Genomic DNA, 15230 nt, shown 5'->3' with positions numbered 1-15230 from the left:
GAGTTGGTATTGATTTATAAAGAGTTCCGGAGGTATTCACATTGGATAAACAGACTGCAGAGATGACTGCGAGAATGAAATTAGGCTGCCAAATTTGGTTGGAGCCTACCGACTCATCTGAACGAGTGGACGATTTATTCTCAGCCGCTGAGCAGAGCGGTTTGGGTTGGGTTCGGATCTTCCTTATGTGGCCATGGATAGAGCCGACACCTAATCAATGGGTTTTTGATACATTTGATTATGCATTCGATGCTGCCCACAAATACGGGATTAAAATCAAAGCTACGCTGACAGCAAATTCGGGACCGTGGCATATTGGCACACCGTCTATGCTCCATTCCCATACAGGGTTTCTATCTCCCGATCAACGTGAGCCCATGTCCAACTACATTCAACAATGTGTCTCCAGATATAAGGATCATCCGGCTTTAGGACAATGGATTTTATGGAACGAGCCCGTCGGCGGAAGAGAAAGGACGGAAGAGGTTCTCGTTCATTGGAGGAAATGGCTTCGGGAGCATTATTCAGAGGGGATTCAAGTGTTGAATGAAAGATGGCGGACCGGATACGCTTCCTTTGAAGAGGTACCCTTTCCTGAAGATGTTCCACATGCCAATCATAAAGGAGAAGCCTGGAATAGTTACAGGCCTTGGATTGATGACTGGCAGAGCAGAGCGACATGGCTCGTTAGTGAACTGGAATGGATCTCGTCTGTATTAAAACAGGTTGATCCCTTTACGGAAACCTGTGTAAATCCGATTCCTTTACTGGATAATCAGGCCGTATCTGGTATGGATATGAACCGTATGGGCAGCATCGTGGATGTCATTGGTGCCAGCTACCACCCTGCATGGATGTTTACATATGCGAAGAGATCGAACTTTCCCCTTTTAATGGCTGCTGGGGTAAAAAAACAATTTGCTTGTCCGGATGTGCGGCAAGTTGAGGTTACCGAAGTTCAAACAGGAAACACATTAAACTCATCTCAAAAACCATGCGAAGCTTCCGCGGAAGAAATTAGCAAGTTCTTCCTTGCCAGTCTGGCGGCGGGAGCCCATTCAGTGACCGGATGGTGCTTAAATGTAAGAAGCTACGATTTTGAAGCGGGCGATTGGGGACTATTGAGCGATAATGATGAACCTACTTCACGCAGTCGAGCCTTAGCGTTGTTGCAAAGCAAGCTCGCCACACTACTTGAAGAGCTAGGCGATTGGACAATACCTGAACCGAATGCTTGGGTCGGGTACGATCCACGCTCACAAGCGATAGAATGGGTGGATAACAATAAGCGTCTAAAAGATATCCCAGGACGTATGGTCCAAGATGGCGCCCACGGAGCTTCCCTTTCCACGATTGCCCTTATGCAAGCGGGGTGGAATGTTTCCATGACACGCATGAATGATATGCCAACGAATGGCGAAGGCGGGAAAATCGTGTGGCTTTCCCATGTTGTGGCTTGGGAGGAGCAGGACCTGCAAGCGGTCTTATCCTTTGCTAGAACAGGTGGCACAGTCGTTGTGGATGCGACAAGCGGCAGAAAGGATTTAGATGCTGGATTGCACCGTCCATGGCCTGGCAGCATTGCCCTTGAAATTGGAATGAAGTCAAATGGTTTACTTTCCAATCCTGAAGGATACGAAATCTCTTTCCAAGGTGTCCCCATGGGTAAACTTTGTTTGGCTAGAATAGAACCTGAATTTTATGCAGAGGGCGGATGGTTTCCATGGGAGGATCTTCGGTTTTCCAATGACGGTCAACCCCTCGTGTGGGAGAGAGGATACGGCAAAGGCAAAATTGTATTTGTCAACGGTATATTGGGGCCTTCTCTTGTACATACCGGGATAGCCAAAGGCGCAGATCGGATTGTAACCTATGTGATTTCACAACTATCTCATCCTATTTTAAACCAAATTAGACCTGTGTTCTCTTCAAATTCAACGGTAGTTCTGCCTGTAGATACACGCAAGGGAAGGCTGTCCATCTTAATTGGCGAAAACATACTCGAAAGAGCGGGCCAGCCGATTGGACTAAAGGCGCCGCAAGGCACTTATAAGGATTATTGGAACGATTGCGTGTATACGGTTGATGCTTCTTCCGAGTTGTGGTTGCGTTCAAATGATGGCATTGCCATTCTAAAAAAGATTCAAGATTAATGGACGGTGAGGTTGTTTATGAACCATCAAACAGCGTTAACAGCGATTGAAGCCATATTTCATAAAATTTCCAATCAAACTTCGGACGCTTGGAATCTTAATATTCATCGATGGGATTGGTCTTGCGGCGTAGGTTTATATGGATTAGTTAGAGCCATAGAGGCAACGAACAATCCGGACTATTCTTCCTTTCTTCGTGGCTGGTTCGAAACGAGTTACACAGGCAGAGCATTTGGCTCTGTCAATCATGTGATTCCTGCCGTCGGAGTACTCCATCTCTTGAAGGAGCGGGAAGACTCCCGATACAGAGAAGTGTGCGAAGAGTATGCACATTGGTGTCTTCATCAAGCGCTTCGCACAAATAATCGAGGATGGGCGCACGTTTGGGAGGGAGGCGATCCTGACTATAAGAATCAGTTATGGATCGACTCGATGTTTATGGCGGGCATATTCATGGTCAGTTATGGACGGTTAACGGATCGGAAGGACATCATGGAGGAAGCGTGGCTACAATTTAACATGCATACGGAATGTTTGATTGACCCTAATGAAATGCTCTTTTACCACGGTTATCATTGCGTGAAACGCACTAGCCTTGGGGAGCATTGGGGCAGGGGAAACGGCTGGATGGTCGCGAGCCTGATCGACATGCTTGAACAGCTAAGGGAAACGGGAGATAGTCCAAAGTATGATCTGTCAAAGGAACAACAATTATTTCAAAATGTTATGGAACGAGCCCGCGCATTGAGAACTTCGGACGGCATGTTACGTACGCTTCCTCTTGTTGAGGAGTCGTATCCGGAAACAACGGCAACGGCATTGTTTGGATATGCTGCCCTGAAGGGATATCGAATGGGCGTGCTTCCGCATGCATTCCGATTATGGGGGGAGCAGATTGTTCAAACTGTATCTGGATTCGTTTCCAAAAGCGGTATGATTGACCATTGCTCCTACGGTACGAATCCTGAGAGTAAGGAAGTGTATTTGACTCGGCCATGTGATCAATCGCTGTATGCGGATGGCATTGTCATGATGCTTATGAGCGAGTATTTGCTCTTGCATCGGGAGGAGAAAAGATGACCAATGTGGGTCCCCCTATCCGACTGGATCCGATTTTTAGCGATCACATGGTTATTCAAAGGAATGAACCTATTCCTATATGGGGAACCGGTATAGACGGAGTGAGGGTTACCGCTTGTTGTCGTGGCGAATGTGCAACGGGTATCATTCAGAATGGACGCTGGAAAGTCAACTTGCCTGCGATGGATGCAGGCGAGGCATGCAATTTGACTATCCTAGAAGAAGATAGAGTTGTAAGAACATTGTCAGATGTACAATTCGGAGATGTGTGGTTGGCTGGCGGTCAATCGAATATGACTATGCGCTTATCGAAAACGAAAAATGCCAGTAAGGCTATTTCTAAAGCGGATTTGCCGCTTCTCCGTTATTATGACGTGCCGAAAATTGCCCATGAATCGGAAGGGACGCAGATCGAAAGCAGCTGGAAGATATGTACACCTGAAGCTGCCGGCGAATTCCCTGGTGTTGCTTATTACTTTGCTCGCTGCTTAATCGAATCGGAGCAGGTGCCAATCGGTATTATTAGCTGTAATTGGGGAGGCACCTCAGCTTCCTGCTGGGTTGGAGAAGAGTTATTGCATGCAGATGCCGAACTCTCGGCATACACCAGGGAATTTGCGGAGCAGATGAAGGATTTCAGTCGGCAGGAATTCGAAATCATCCAAGCTCAATATAACGAAGCGGTCGTCAAGTTCAATCGCAAGCTGGAAGCAGGATATAGCGAAAAGGAGCTCGGGGGCTATCCTTGGCCGCCGCCATTAAGTCCGCAAAGCTATATGCGCCCCGGCGGGTTATATGAAACGATGCTGCGCAAAGTGATTGGATATCCGCTGAAAGGCGTCATTTTTTATCAAGGAGAGAGTGATGTACATCGTCCGCAGACGTATAGTCGATTACTGCAAGCTCTCATTCAGGATTGGCGCAGACAATGGCAAGATGAAGAGCTTCCTTTTTTGTTTGTTCAGCTCCCTAACTTTGCATACAATGGGGACCCAGACGGGACAGAGTGGCCGTTGATCCGAGAAGCGCAGCAGCTAACGGCGATGCAGGTCGCCAATACCGGAATGGCTGTCACTTTAGAATACGGAGAGGCCGATGACATTCACCCGACTGATAAAAAACCGGTTGGTGAAAGGTTGGCTCTGATCGCTCTTGATCAAGTATATGGCAGAGGCGTACAAAGCTCCGGTCCTTTGTATCAAGCATTCAGCATAGAAGGTGACGAAGTGTTGGTTGCCTTTCATCATGCAGAAACGGGATTAACCACGCGTGGAGAGCTGCAATTACATGGTTTTGAGGTTGCTGGTGAGGATGGGGGATTCGTGCCTGCGGTAGCTGAAATTCACGGCTGCATTGTTAAGATCAGAAGTGAAAGGTTCCTTCTCCCCGCGCGATTCGATATGGTTGGGGCAATGTAACGAATGCCAACCTAATCGGCATGAATGGGTTACCAGCCGCACCGTTTCGAGCCACAATGAGATAAGGATCTAGGAATAGGGAAGGAGATGGTCTTGAGATGGGACTAAACACTCCTCCAGGAACTTATCGGGATTATTTATGTAAACGCACTCTTACCTAAAACGACGAGGCTGGCACTACAATAGTAGTCTATTTGCTAAATATATATGAAATTTGTAGTTCAATAAACAAAGAACACGGAACCCAATATGGGATTTCGTGTTCTTTTTTGTCTTTGGAAAGGATGATTGCAAAATCTTCTATATCTTGTTACATTGGATTGTGAACTGGGGGGATTCCATTGATCTTTGAAGTTAAGTATGATGAAAGCAAAACGAAACAAAATCAAAGAAATAACATATTAAATCAAGCTTTCAAATTATTCATCGAGAAAGGAATTCAGAATGTTACCTTGCAGGACATTGCTGATGCCTGCGCTATTCAGCGTCGAACGTTGTACTTTTACTATAAAAATAAAGAAGATGTAGCACTTGAATTAGTTAGAAACGTTATTTTGGAATTTAAAAATGTCTCCGTACTCTCAAATATTCCAGATTACATCAATACTGGTTATGCTCGGATCGAATATATGCTTTATACCTATTTGGATTACTTATTGAAGAATGAAGAGGTCGTCTTATTTACTGTTCATGCGGATTATTTCTTTCATAAGAGCTATGGAGATACGAATGCTGGGAATTCTTTTATTTCCGTGTACCAAGAGCATGGGCAAATATTCCAGAAAGAACTCCAACGTGGGATCAAGGACGGCAGCATTAAGCAACAATACGCTCATACTATTGAGGACGTCTTTTTTGTCTCCATTTCGGCCTTGATGGCACTTGCACAAAGATTTTTGTTCAGGGAAGAAATCATAAAAATGGAATCGGGATACGACAGAAAAAGCATTTCGCTGCTCGTCGACGTGATTTTAAGCGGTCTAAAAGCATAATATTTTTTATGTATCCGTTCGCAGAGAATGGATTTTTTCGCGGTATTTATTTCACTTAATGTGAAATAAATATTGATAATTTACACATAAAGGGATATTATCAATTTATATCTTATAAGGGGGAACACCAATGCAAATCATTCCAAAGATTAATGGCAGCTTTTTAAAGAGTGAACTCTATTTTACATTGCATGATCAACTTGAAATGGACACTGGAACTTTTAATCCGTCGATTGTGGACGTCTTCTTGAATAGAGTGAGGGAATATTGTCAAATTCACGTAAATGTAAGCGCAAACAAAAATGCCGCCATTAAGCTTATTAACGATGTAAAAGCCAATCATGAAGCTTATGCCGTGGAAATCGAAGCAAATGAGATTCGTTTATATGCTCGTGATGATATAGGTATGACCTGGGCACTGACTTCGCTGTATCAAATGATCGTTGAAGCGCAGAAAGTAAATGAAAGCAAGCTTATGTGCATTTCTTTCAATGATTGTCCTAACTATACGCATAGAGGACTATTAGTCGATGTTGCCCGACATTTCTTCGATGTTGGAGAAATGAAAAAAATTATCGAAGAGATGTCTTTGTATAAATTAAACGTGCTGCATTGGCATTTAACGGACGACCAAGGATGGCGTATTGAAAGCAAAATTTTTCCGAAACTTAACGAAGTCGGGTCTTGCGGCAACTATTATACCCAAGAGCAAATTAGAGAGATCGTTGCATTTGCGAGCAGTAGAGGCGTAGACGTTGTGCCTGAAATTGATATGCCTGGACATGTTTCCGCGGCTATAGCCGCTTTTCCAGAATTGAGCTGCTTCGATGAGCACATTCAAGTTACGGAGAAACCGGGTATTTATAAAGTGATTTTGTGTGCAGGGAAAGAATCAACCTATCATTGGATTTATCAATTATTGGATGAAATTATAACGCTATTCTCCTCCGATCGGATCCATTTGGGAGGCGACGAAGCCCCCAAGGATAAGTGGAAATCATGTCCACATTGCAATGCATATATGAAACTGAACCAAATTGACAATTACGAAGAACTGCAAGGAGTTTTCACAGAGAAAGTTGCCAATTACTTAACATCGAAGGGGAAGACCGTCACTTGCTGGAATGAGAGCTTGAAGGCAGAACGTATTTCAAAAGACATAGCAATACAGTATTGGATTGAAGCTGAACCAAAAAGTTATGTTTATCCGCATTTTGAGAAAGGCCAACCGATGATTTTCTCTGAGGTCTTTCATATGTATTTTGACTATCCTTACTGTATCGTGCCATTAAAGAAAACCTATGAGTATGAACCTAAGATTAGAGAAAATCAAAATCTGAAAGGCGACAACATTTTAGGTATCGAAGGGGCTATTTGGACAGAGCGTGTTCCGACGCCCGAAATTCTCGAAGCTATGATTTCCCCGCGTATTCAAGCTCTTGCCGAGGCTGCGTGGACGGTTGACCGCAATTATGAAGACTTCTTGGTTCGCCTGAAGGCGCATTTAGAACATTTAGGTTTAAGCAGACTCGGTTCAACACCGTTTGAAGAAGCAACGATTCAAGGGGAGCAGGCAAAAGCGCAGGCAATTTCATTTTTGCAAGGTTTTATGGGGATGATGTCCAGTCCGGACATCGAATTAGGTTTATCGCCAGAAGAAATAAAAGGGATGGCCGTGATGTTCATCTCGAACATTTTTGACGAAGAGACAGCCGGAGAAATGTTGAAATCATTCGAGTTTTAATAATCTGATCTGGGGGAAACCACCATGAAAGAGCAAAAATACGCAGCAACGCGATTTGAAAGAATTAGCTACGACATGTTTTTTACGGGTCAGAACATCATTTACATGGTTCTTTCAACTTTCTTAGGCGTTTACTATACGGGAAGTCTGGGAATTCCAGCCACAGTTGTCGCTGCCATTCTCCTCGTTGCGCGGATATGGGATGCTTTTATGGATCCGCTGCTAGCGACAGTTATTGAAAAATCCAATTTTAAAATCGGGAAATTTAGACCGTGGGTATTAATGGCTGCCTTTACTGTTCCGCTGTTTACGTTATTATGTTTTAGTTTCAACGATTTTCTAATTGGACAAAGTCTAACTGTGAGGATCATATATGCTTCTGTAACTTACTTTATCTGGGGGACCCTATATGCGGCAGCGGATGCTCCGGCTTATGCGCTTTCAACCGCAATGACACCTGTACCTGAAGAAAGGAACTTGCTTCTCTCCTATAATAAGCTCACAGGACTCATTGGTGTTATTATTGGAATGGCTGTATTTCCGGTCTTGCTGAATGCCACCCATAACAACTACTTTATCTCCGTTCTCGTGATGTCCGTTATTGCTTTCCTGACTATGATTATGATTCGGTTTACAAAAGAAAGAGTTAAACAAGAGGGAAGAAAACAACCTGCAGTGAGTGAAATCTTTAAGTCTATTCTCGGCAATAAATATTTAGTGGTGATAGTTCTAGTAGGCTTGATTGCCAATGGCACCAATTTCGCCATGACCCTAACTCCTTTTGTTGCTTTGGATATTTATGGAGATTCAACGAAAGTTTCAGCGATGTTAGGGATTGGAATCATCCCAATGCTTATAGTAGCACCGCTATCCCCATTGCTCATTAGAAAATTTGGCAAAAAGAACTTAGCGGTGTTCTCCTTTGCGACTACAGCAATCTTTTCTCTTCTTATTTATTTCTTGGCAAAAGATAATTACATGTTATACCTCGTTTTATCTTTGGTCCGTGGGCTCTTATCCGCTCCATTTATCATTGTTTCTGCCTTATTCTTTACCGATTGTATCGAATATGATGATTTCACAAACGGAAAAAGATTCGAAGCTGTTACCTTTGCAGCCCAAACATTTATGTCTAAACTCATTGGAGCCATTTCTGGCGGTGTAGGCATGTGGATTATCGGCATTGCCGGATATCAAGCTGCTGTTGCTGGCGAAACGGTCACACAAACTCCTGTTGCACTGAATGCATTATGGGCGGCTATGAATGTAGGACCTGCAATTGGTTCCCTTATTGCTATTATCATTATGGTTAAATTCTATGACCTATCTGAAGCTGAAGTGCAAAAGATGATTGAAGCTAATTTGCAGAAAGCAAAATAATTATTTCAGGCGTGAAGGTAGCTGATCCATTTGATCGGCTGCCTTATTTTTTAAGAAAAAGTAAAGTGTTTTTCAAAATGTTCCATATCAATTCACAATTGTGTGGTGTGTTGCCTTATTGTTGGGTTAGTGCGAGACGGGGCGGATTACGATCGACTATCCGTTTGCTGGGTATGGAAAGCTTGTTTAGAAGTGTTAAACAGACAAATCAAAGAGCAGCATTAGTCCATTTATCGGGCAATGCTGCTCTCTGTAATTGTGATTCAAATTCATTTTAAATTCTTTCGAATACTTCGTTGGTTTTGCTCGTAATCATAAAGTTAGGGCTATTCGGAAAAGAGAAGTTGCGTACGGTAAACTCAAAATCCAAAACGAATCGAAAGGAGATAAACAAATGGCGCCAAAAAGTAATGAGCAACCCACAGTCAGAAATAGCATTCGGGGTCCGTTTCGTGTGAATGTCCCGGAAGATGAACTTACCGAATTGCTCAGGCGCATAAACGCGACAAAATGGCCGGAGAAAGAAACGGTCGCGGATGCATCGCAAGGCGTGAAAATTGCTACGATACAGGAACTCGCGCGCTATTGGGCGACAGATTACGATTGGCGTAAGTGCGAGGCAAAGCTGAATGCTCTACCGCAGTTCATTACCGAGATCGATGGACTAGACATTCACTTCATTCACATTCGTTCGAAGTATAAAGATGCGTTGCCGCTCATCATCACACACGGATGGCCGGGCTCGATTATTGAGATGATGAAGATTATCGGACCACTGACCAATCCCACCGCACATGGCGCGAGTGCTTCGGATGCCTTCCATATGGTGATTCCGTCGCTACCCGGTTACGGGTTTTCAGGCAAGCCGACCACGAACGGCTGGGAACCCGCCCGTATCGCGCGTGCCTGGACAGAGCTGATGAAGCGCCTTGGATACAAGAAGTATGTGGCGCAGGGCGGCGACTGGGGGGCGGTTGTCACAGATTTGATGGGTGTACAGGCACCTCCGGGACTGGTTGGCATTCATTCCAACATGCCTGGCGTGGTTCCGGACTACATTGAGAAGGCGCTCATGTGCGGAACCCCCCTGCCCTCTGGTCTCACTGATGAGGAGATGCGCGCGTGTGAGCAGCTGGCCTTCGTGAACATGCACCTCGCCTATGCCAACATGCTGGGTACGCGCCCGCAGACAATGACCGGACTTGTGGATTCGCCAGTCGGTTTGGCGGCCTTTATGCTAGACCATGACGCCGCAAGTCTGGAACTGATCTCCCAGGCTTTTGCAGGGCATCCCGGAGGGCTTACAAGAGATGATGTCCTCGACAACATTACACTCTACTGGTTGACGAACACGGCGATTTCTTCGAGCCGCCTCTATTGGCAAAATAAGTTTACCTTCTTCGGCGTCAAAGGCGTCTCCATCCCTGCTGCCGTGAGCGTCTTTCCTTACGAGCTCTATCAAGCCCCGAAGAGTTGGACCATGCAGGCGTACCCCAAGCTTATTTACTACAATAGGGTCGACAAAGGTGGTCATTTCGCAGCATGGGAGCAGCCAGAGCTTTTCGCTGCAGAACTCCGCAAAGCATTCAAGTCGTTACGCTGATTCGAGACCGTGCAGAAGCAGTTTTATATGAAAAGGCATCCAATAAGAGTAATTGGATGCCTTTTTTTGCTGGGAGGATGGCTTCTTTATTTAGATTGGCGTCGCTTCTTTGGCATAGCGGTTTGCGGGCCTCGATAACCCGAGATTTTCACGCAGCGTCGTACCCTCATACTCGTTGCGGAACAGGCCGCGTTTCCTTAATTCAGGAAGAACGAGATCGACAAATTCCTCGAGTCCTCCTGGGAAATAAGGAGCCATGATATTGAAGCCATCGCAGCCTCCCCCAACAAACCACGCTTCGAGCTGATCAGCAATAGAGGAAGGGGTGCCAAAGATGGTCCAGTGTCCTCGAGCGCCAGCGACTTTTCGGCTTACTTCTAGAATGCTAAGCTGATCTCGTTTGGCAATATCTTTGATTAAGTGTAACCTGCCCTTCACGCCATTGGAGGTATCGGGAAGATCGGGGAAGGGTTCATTCGGATCATAGGAAGTGAGGTCGTGGCCGATCATACCAGAGAGTAGGGTTATTGCCGCTTCCGGATGTATGAGGCTCTGGAAATGTTCATATTTCCTAAGTGCTTCGTCGTCTGTTGCCCCGATGATCGGAAGAACACCAGGCAAGATTAAGAGATCACCTTGAGAACGTCCGTAGGTCACTGCTCGACTTTTCACATCTTGATAAAAGGTACGCGCTTCTTCAAGCGTTTGCCAAGCTGTGAAAATAACCTCCGCGGTTTGGGCGGCGAAATCTCGTCCATCACTTGAGGAGCCCGCTTGAATAACGACGGGGCGCCCTTGCGGCGAACGGGGCATATTAAGCGGTCCTTTAACGGAAAACCAGGTGCCATTGTGATTGGCCGGGTGGACTTTGTCCTTATCGGCAAATAAGCCGTTCTCTTTGTCTAGGATCAGCGCGTCGTCTTCCCAGCTGTCCCATAGCTTGGTCACAACGTCCAGATATTCTTTGGCCCGTTCATATCGACGATGGTGCTCCATATGAGGCGTTTCACCAAAGTTGCCGGCTGCTCCTTGATTGGAAGTTGTAACTACATTCCATGCGGCGCGTCCGTTACTTAAATGATCCAACATACCGAATTGTCTTGCTACGTTATAGGGCTCACTGAAGGTGGAGGACAGTGTTCCGGTCAAGCCAATGCGTTCAGTGACAACGGAAAGCGCCGATAGCAGGGTGAGAGGTTCAGGTCGAATGGTGGCCATACGCGTGATGGCTGTATCGAAATGCTCGGAAACGGCCAGAATGTCGGCAAAAAAAATCATATCGAACTTCCCGCGTTCGGCCAACTGTGCCAAGTATTTATAATGCTGGAAGTCTAGAATACCTTGCTCATTAGCTCCTGGATACCGCCATGCAGCCAGATGGTGTCCTGCTCCGCTGAGAAATGCGCCTAGTCGCATTTGTCGTTTCGTTTCTGTCATCGTCATCTTCTCCTTCATGCTTTCATTTAGCCCAGGGTGCCTTACTTCTGGGTGCTTAATTCCTTTAGCGCTTGTTCGACGAATTTACTTTCTAACACTTGTGAAGTATCTAATTTCTTATTAATGGCTCCTTGTGAAAAAAGAAAATCGGCTTGCTCTTGATGGGCTTTGGCGAATTCCGGTGTGATTGGAGACAGCAATGGGAAAGAGTTTTTGAGTACAGTCTCAATAATAGGTTTATCCAGTTTCTGTGTTTTGACAAAGCTGTCAGCAACTTCATCTTGATGTTCCAGGTAATATTTACGAGCTTGCTCATAGGTTTTGAGGAACAGCACAGTGAGATCAGGGTGATCTTGCGTGAATTTCGTTCTGGCAATAAGGAAGCCTGGTGCATTAATATTTAGATCCTCACCAGAGACTAACACTTTGGCGCCTGCTTGGAACACAGCGATGGTCGCATATGGATCCCAGATGGACCAGGCATCGATAGCGCCGCTGTCCAGCGCCGGTCTAGCTTCATCGGGCTGAAGTTGAATAACCTTGATATCGTCGTCTTTGAGACCCGCTTTAGCAATGGCCATGTACAGGAAGTTATAAGCGCTGCTCCCTTTAGCAACGGCCACTTTTTTGCCTTTCAGATCTTTCAGTTCTTTGATGGGGCTATTTTTCGGAATGACAATCATATTGCCTTTCTTTCCGTCACTGGTAACGCCAATGGCTTTAAAATCGATCCCGCCAACTTGGCCTGAGACGACTGGGGTTCCACCGACACTTCCGAAATCGAGTCTGCCTGAAGCCAACGCTTCAAAGTGGGGAGGGCCGCTGGCGAACTCATTCCAAGTTACTTCAGCGCCAACAGCAGCGAATGCTTTTTCGAAGAAGTTATTCTCACGTGCATATACTAGGATACCTGTTTTGCCTTGTACTCCGATGTTCACTTTCACTTTTTCCTTCGGTTTCGTCGACGCCGAGGCAGCGGTCGTTCCCGGGGAGGCAGGGGTTGCAACATTAGATCCTGCTGTAGTTGTATTGCTGCCTTGGCCGCAAGCTGTTAAGGCAAGTGCAAAAATCAGAAAGACTAGGACGGATAAGTGCTTGAATGACCCTATTTTAATAGACATAGTTAAAAACTCCTTTATATATGTTGTAGTTGAATCTCAAACATGGATGATACAAGCGCCTGTAGGATGGCCGACACCAAATATAAATACCCTAGATGAAGCTATTTTTTCGTATTCCCCAACATGGACACCTCCTAGAAAGCGTGTTTAAATGGCTGTAATGACTCATAAGTTCTGCCTCCAATTCGAGAGATCAATTTATTGAATAAAAAAAAGACTCCATAAGCAGATCAACGTCTTAAACGCTGTCAGTTAGGGAGCCTTTGGATGACCAATGGGCTTATATGTGGTGTTGGAGTCATGTTATCAGGTTTATTCCGATTATTCAAGTGGGTTTTATAAGAAATAATGATTGACCCGATTAAAAGTGGGTGTTATGATCGGTTTACATTCAAAATTTTTACAGTTTGGCAGTATCTCATACGAATAAGTCCACCGGACAACTGGAGGCTTCCAATTCGATTCTTGCGTAGAATCGGGTCGGGAGTCTTTGTGTTTCTAAGATTCCTGAAGGAGTGATGTGTTATGCAAAGTATTCATTCGCAGAAGCAAGTAAGGAGGAGTCTACAATGAGTGTAGTTACACTAGATATCGATCTGCCTCACAAATGGTTTCACACGCCGCAAGGCACTCGCATTGAAGCTCTGAACAACATTCAACTAACGATTAAACAAGGTGAATTTATTACAATTATCGGACCTAGCGGTTGCGGTAAAAGCACACTTCTGAAGATAATCGCAGGACTAGATACGGATCATGAGGGAAAAGTTTGGTTGGATGGGCAGCAAGTGGTTAAGCCAGGCATTGATAAAGGATTTATTTTTCAGGAGCATCGCTTATTTCCTTGGTTAACCGTTGAGAAAAATATAGCCGCCGATCTTTCATTAAAGGATCCTGCGGTGCGCAAAAGAGTAGAAGAATTGATTGATTTGGTTAAGCTGAAGGGCTTCGAGAAAGCTTACCCACGAGAATTGTCCGGAGGAATGTCGCAACGCGTGGCGATTGCCAGAGCTCTGCTGCGTGATCCTAAAGTATTGCTGCTGGATGAACCTTTCGGAGCGCTGGATGCCTTTACAAGATCACATTTGCAGGAGGTTGCTCTGAACATTTGGGAAGCGAAGCGCACGACGATGGTGCTGGTTACCCATGATATAGATGAGGCTGTTTTTCTTGCGACCCGTGTTGTTGTGATGAATGCAAGGCCTGGTACAATTCGTAACATTATACCAGTTGATCTGCCCTATCCGAGAAAGAAAGCGTCAGTTTCGTTTCTGGAATTGCGCAAAATCGTTATGAGTGAATTCGAGCGGGTTGAGGAATTGGAGCTTATCGACAGTTCAGGAATTTAATTGAGAATAAGAGTAGGGGTGAATCCGTATGAGTCAATCAGAAGTGGTAGCCGGAGTTGGAAAGGGATTTGTTCAATCCAATTCACCAAAAGAAGCGCAGGCTCCGAAGATAAGCCAACACGCACTGAAAGCAGTTAAAAAAGATCCCAAGTGGTTGCTCATCGTAAGAGGATCGATTCTGCCGCTAACCGTTCTAATTATTTGGCAAATTGTCGGATCGTTAGGCATTATTTCGAAAACACTGCTGCCGACACCAGCTGAAATTGGGGTTGCTTTTTATGATCTGTTAATTACCGGTGAGTTGTTTAAGCATTTGAAAATCAGTATTTGGCGCGCAGCGGTAGGATTTTTGGTAGGGGGAAGCTTGGGGCTGCTATTCGGTCTATTAGTCGGCTTATTCCGCAAGTTTGAGCAGTCGGTAGACCCTTCGGTACAAATGCTGCGGACAATTCCCCACTTAGCGATTACCCCGTTATTCATTTTATGGTTCGGCTTTGGGGAGTTTTCGAAAATTTTGCTTATTGCCAAAGGCGCCTTTTTTCCGCTCTACGTACAGACGTTTCTAGGAATTCGCAATGTGGATTCCAAATTGTTCGATGTAGCGCGCGTGCTGGAATTTAATCGGTTCAAACAAATCACGAAGCTGGTGCTTCCGGCAGCGCTGCCGAATATTTTGTTAGGTTTGCGGTTATCCATTGGGGTGGCTTGGCTCGGCTTAGTCGTGGCTGAAATCATGGGTTCAAGCGAAGGCGTGGGGTATTTGATCATGGATGCTAGACAGTTTTCACAGACAGCGATTGTGTTTGTCGGTATTTTAATTTTTGCTTTTGTCGGAAAAGGTTCGGATTCGCTGGTGCGGATTTTAGAGAAAAAGCTGCTGAAATGGCGAGACAGCTTCAATGGATGAAACAAGCGTTTCACGCTGAGGGTAATTTAACCTATAAACGAGGAGA

Annotated in this window: 11 protein-coding genes; 9 read left to right on the top strand and 2 right to left on the bottom strand. The window is 45.2% G+C overall.

Translation table 11 applies throughout. From position 1 onward, the window contains the following. The first annotated feature begins 41 nt into the window (after nt 1-41). From AC58QC_RS03550 to AC58QC_RS03520, 7 genes are all read left to right on the top strand, one after another. Nucleotides 42-2153: a beta-galactosidase gene (locus AC58QC_RS03550; RefSeq protein WP_497413814.1), complete on the top strand. Its 2112-nt coding sequence runs from the start codon at nt 42-44 to the stop codon at nt 2151-2153. 18 nt (nt 2154-2171) lie between these two features. Further along, entirely contained in the window at nt 2172-3233 is a 1062-nt protein-coding gene (locus AC58QC_RS03545; RefSeq protein WP_497413813.1) for a glycoside hydrolase family 88 protein, read from the top strand. Next, the gene (locus AC58QC_RS03540) at nt 3230-4651 is read left to right on the top strand and encodes a sialate O-acetylesterase (protein ID WP_497413812.1); all 1422 of its coding nucleotides are present in this window, start codon (nt 3230-3232) and stop codon (nt 4649-4651) included. Before AC58QC_RS03545 ends, AC58QC_RS03540 begins: the two co-directional genes overlap by 4 nt. Nucleotides 4652-4992: 341 nt before the next feature. Beyond that, on the top strand, nt 4993-5643 hold the full coding sequence (locus AC58QC_RS03535; RefSeq protein WP_497413811.1) for a TetR/AcrR family transcriptional regulator: 651 nt from the start codon (nt 4993-4995) through the stop codon (nt 5641-5643). 130 nt (nt 5644-5773) lie between these two features. Further along, complete coding sequence (locus tag AC58QC_RS03530) at nt 5774-7387, top strand: beta-N-acetylhexosaminidase (RefSeq protein ID WP_497413810.1); 1614 nt, start codon at nt 5774-5776, stop codon at nt 7385-7387. Between the two features lie 24 nt (nt 7388-7411). Next, nucleotides 7412-8767 (top strand): MFS transporter, encoded by a 1356-nt coding sequence (locus AC58QC_RS03525; RefSeq protein WP_497413809.1) that lies wholly within the window; start codon nt 7412-7414, stop codon nt 8765-8767. 394 nt (nt 8768-9161) lie between these two features. Then, nucleotides 9162-10370, top strand: coding sequence for an epoxide hydrolase family protein (locus AC58QC_RS03520; RefSeq protein ID WP_497413808.1), 1209 nt, complete (start codon nt 9162-9164; stop codon nt 10368-10370). 90 nt (nt 10371-10460) lie between these two features. On the opposite strand, the gene AC58QC_RS03515 is transcribed toward AC58QC_RS03520, so the two are convergent. Next, a complete protein-coding gene (locus tag AC58QC_RS03515) occupies nt 10461-11807 on the bottom strand; it encodes an LLM class flavin-dependent oxidoreductase (RefSeq protein ID WP_497413807.1) in 1347 nt (448 codons plus the stop codon). Nucleotides 11808-11848: 41 nt separating this feature from the next. Then, the gene (locus AC58QC_RS03510) at nt 11849-12928 is read right to left on the bottom strand and encodes an aliphatic sulfonate ABC transporter substrate-binding protein (protein ID WP_497413806.1); all 1080 of its coding nucleotides are present in this window, start codon (nt 12926-12928) and stop codon (nt 11849-11851) included. 569 nt (nt 12929-13497) lie between these two features. On the opposite strand from AC58QC_RS03510, the gene AC58QC_RS03505 reads away from it, so the two are divergent. Continuing rightward, the gene (locus AC58QC_RS03505; protein ID WP_497413805.1) at nt 13498-14277 is read left to right on the top strand and encodes an ABC transporter ATP-binding protein; all 780 of its coding nucleotides are present in this window, start codon (nt 13498-13500) and stop codon (nt 14275-14277) included. Between the two features lie 28 nt (nt 14278-14305). Next, a complete protein-coding gene (locus AC58QC_RS03500; protein WP_497413804.1) occupies nt 14306-15184 on the top strand; it encodes an ABC transporter permease in 879 nt (292 codons plus the stop codon). Nucleotides 15185-15230 lie beyond the last annotated feature (46 nt).

The organism is Paenibacillus sp. J22P51, assembly GCF_059692215.1.
Note: the sequence above shows the minus strand (reverse complement) of the source record. Positions and strands in the feature narration are given on the sequence as shown.

What these genes read in the sequence shown, in the direction of transcription:
- AC58QC_RS03545 (WP_497413813.1), top strand. Translation starts at nt 2,172, where the DNA reads ATGAACCATCAAACAGCGTTAACAGCGATTGAAGCCATATTTCATAAA.
- AC58QC_RS03540 (WP_497413812.1), top strand. Translation starts at nt 3,230, where the DNA reads ATGACCAATGTGGGTCCCCCTATCCGACTGGATCCGATTTTTAGCGAT.
- AC58QC_RS03530 (WP_497413810.1), top strand. Translation starts at nt 5,774, where the DNA reads ATGCAAATCATTCCAAAGATTAATGGCAGCTTTTTAAAGAGTGAACTC.
- AC58QC_RS03525 (WP_497413809.1), top strand. Translation starts at nt 7,412, where the DNA reads ATGAAAGAGCAAAAATACGCAGCAACGCGATTTGAAAGAATTAGCTAC.
- AC58QC_RS03520 (WP_497413808.1), top strand. Translation starts at nt 9,162, where the DNA reads ATGGCGCCAAAAAGTAATGAGCAACCCACAGTCAGAAATAGCATTCGG.
- AC58QC_RS03515 (WP_497413807.1), bottom strand. Translation starts at nt 11,807, where the DNA reads ATGACAGAAACGAAACGACAAATGCGACTAGGCGCATTTCTCAGCGGA.
- AC58QC_RS03510 (WP_497413806.1), bottom strand. Translation starts at nt 12,928, where the DNA reads ATGTCTATTAAAATAGGGTCATTCAAGCACTTATCCGTCCTAGTCTTT.
- AC58QC_RS03505 (WP_497413805.1), top strand. Translation starts at nt 13,498, where the DNA reads ATGAGTGTAGTTACACTAGATATCGATCTGCCTCACAAATGGTTTCAC.
- AC58QC_RS03500 (WP_497413804.1), top strand. Translation starts at nt 14,306, where the DNA reads ATGAGTCAATCAGAAGTGGTAGCCGGAGTTGGAAAGGGATTTGTTCAA.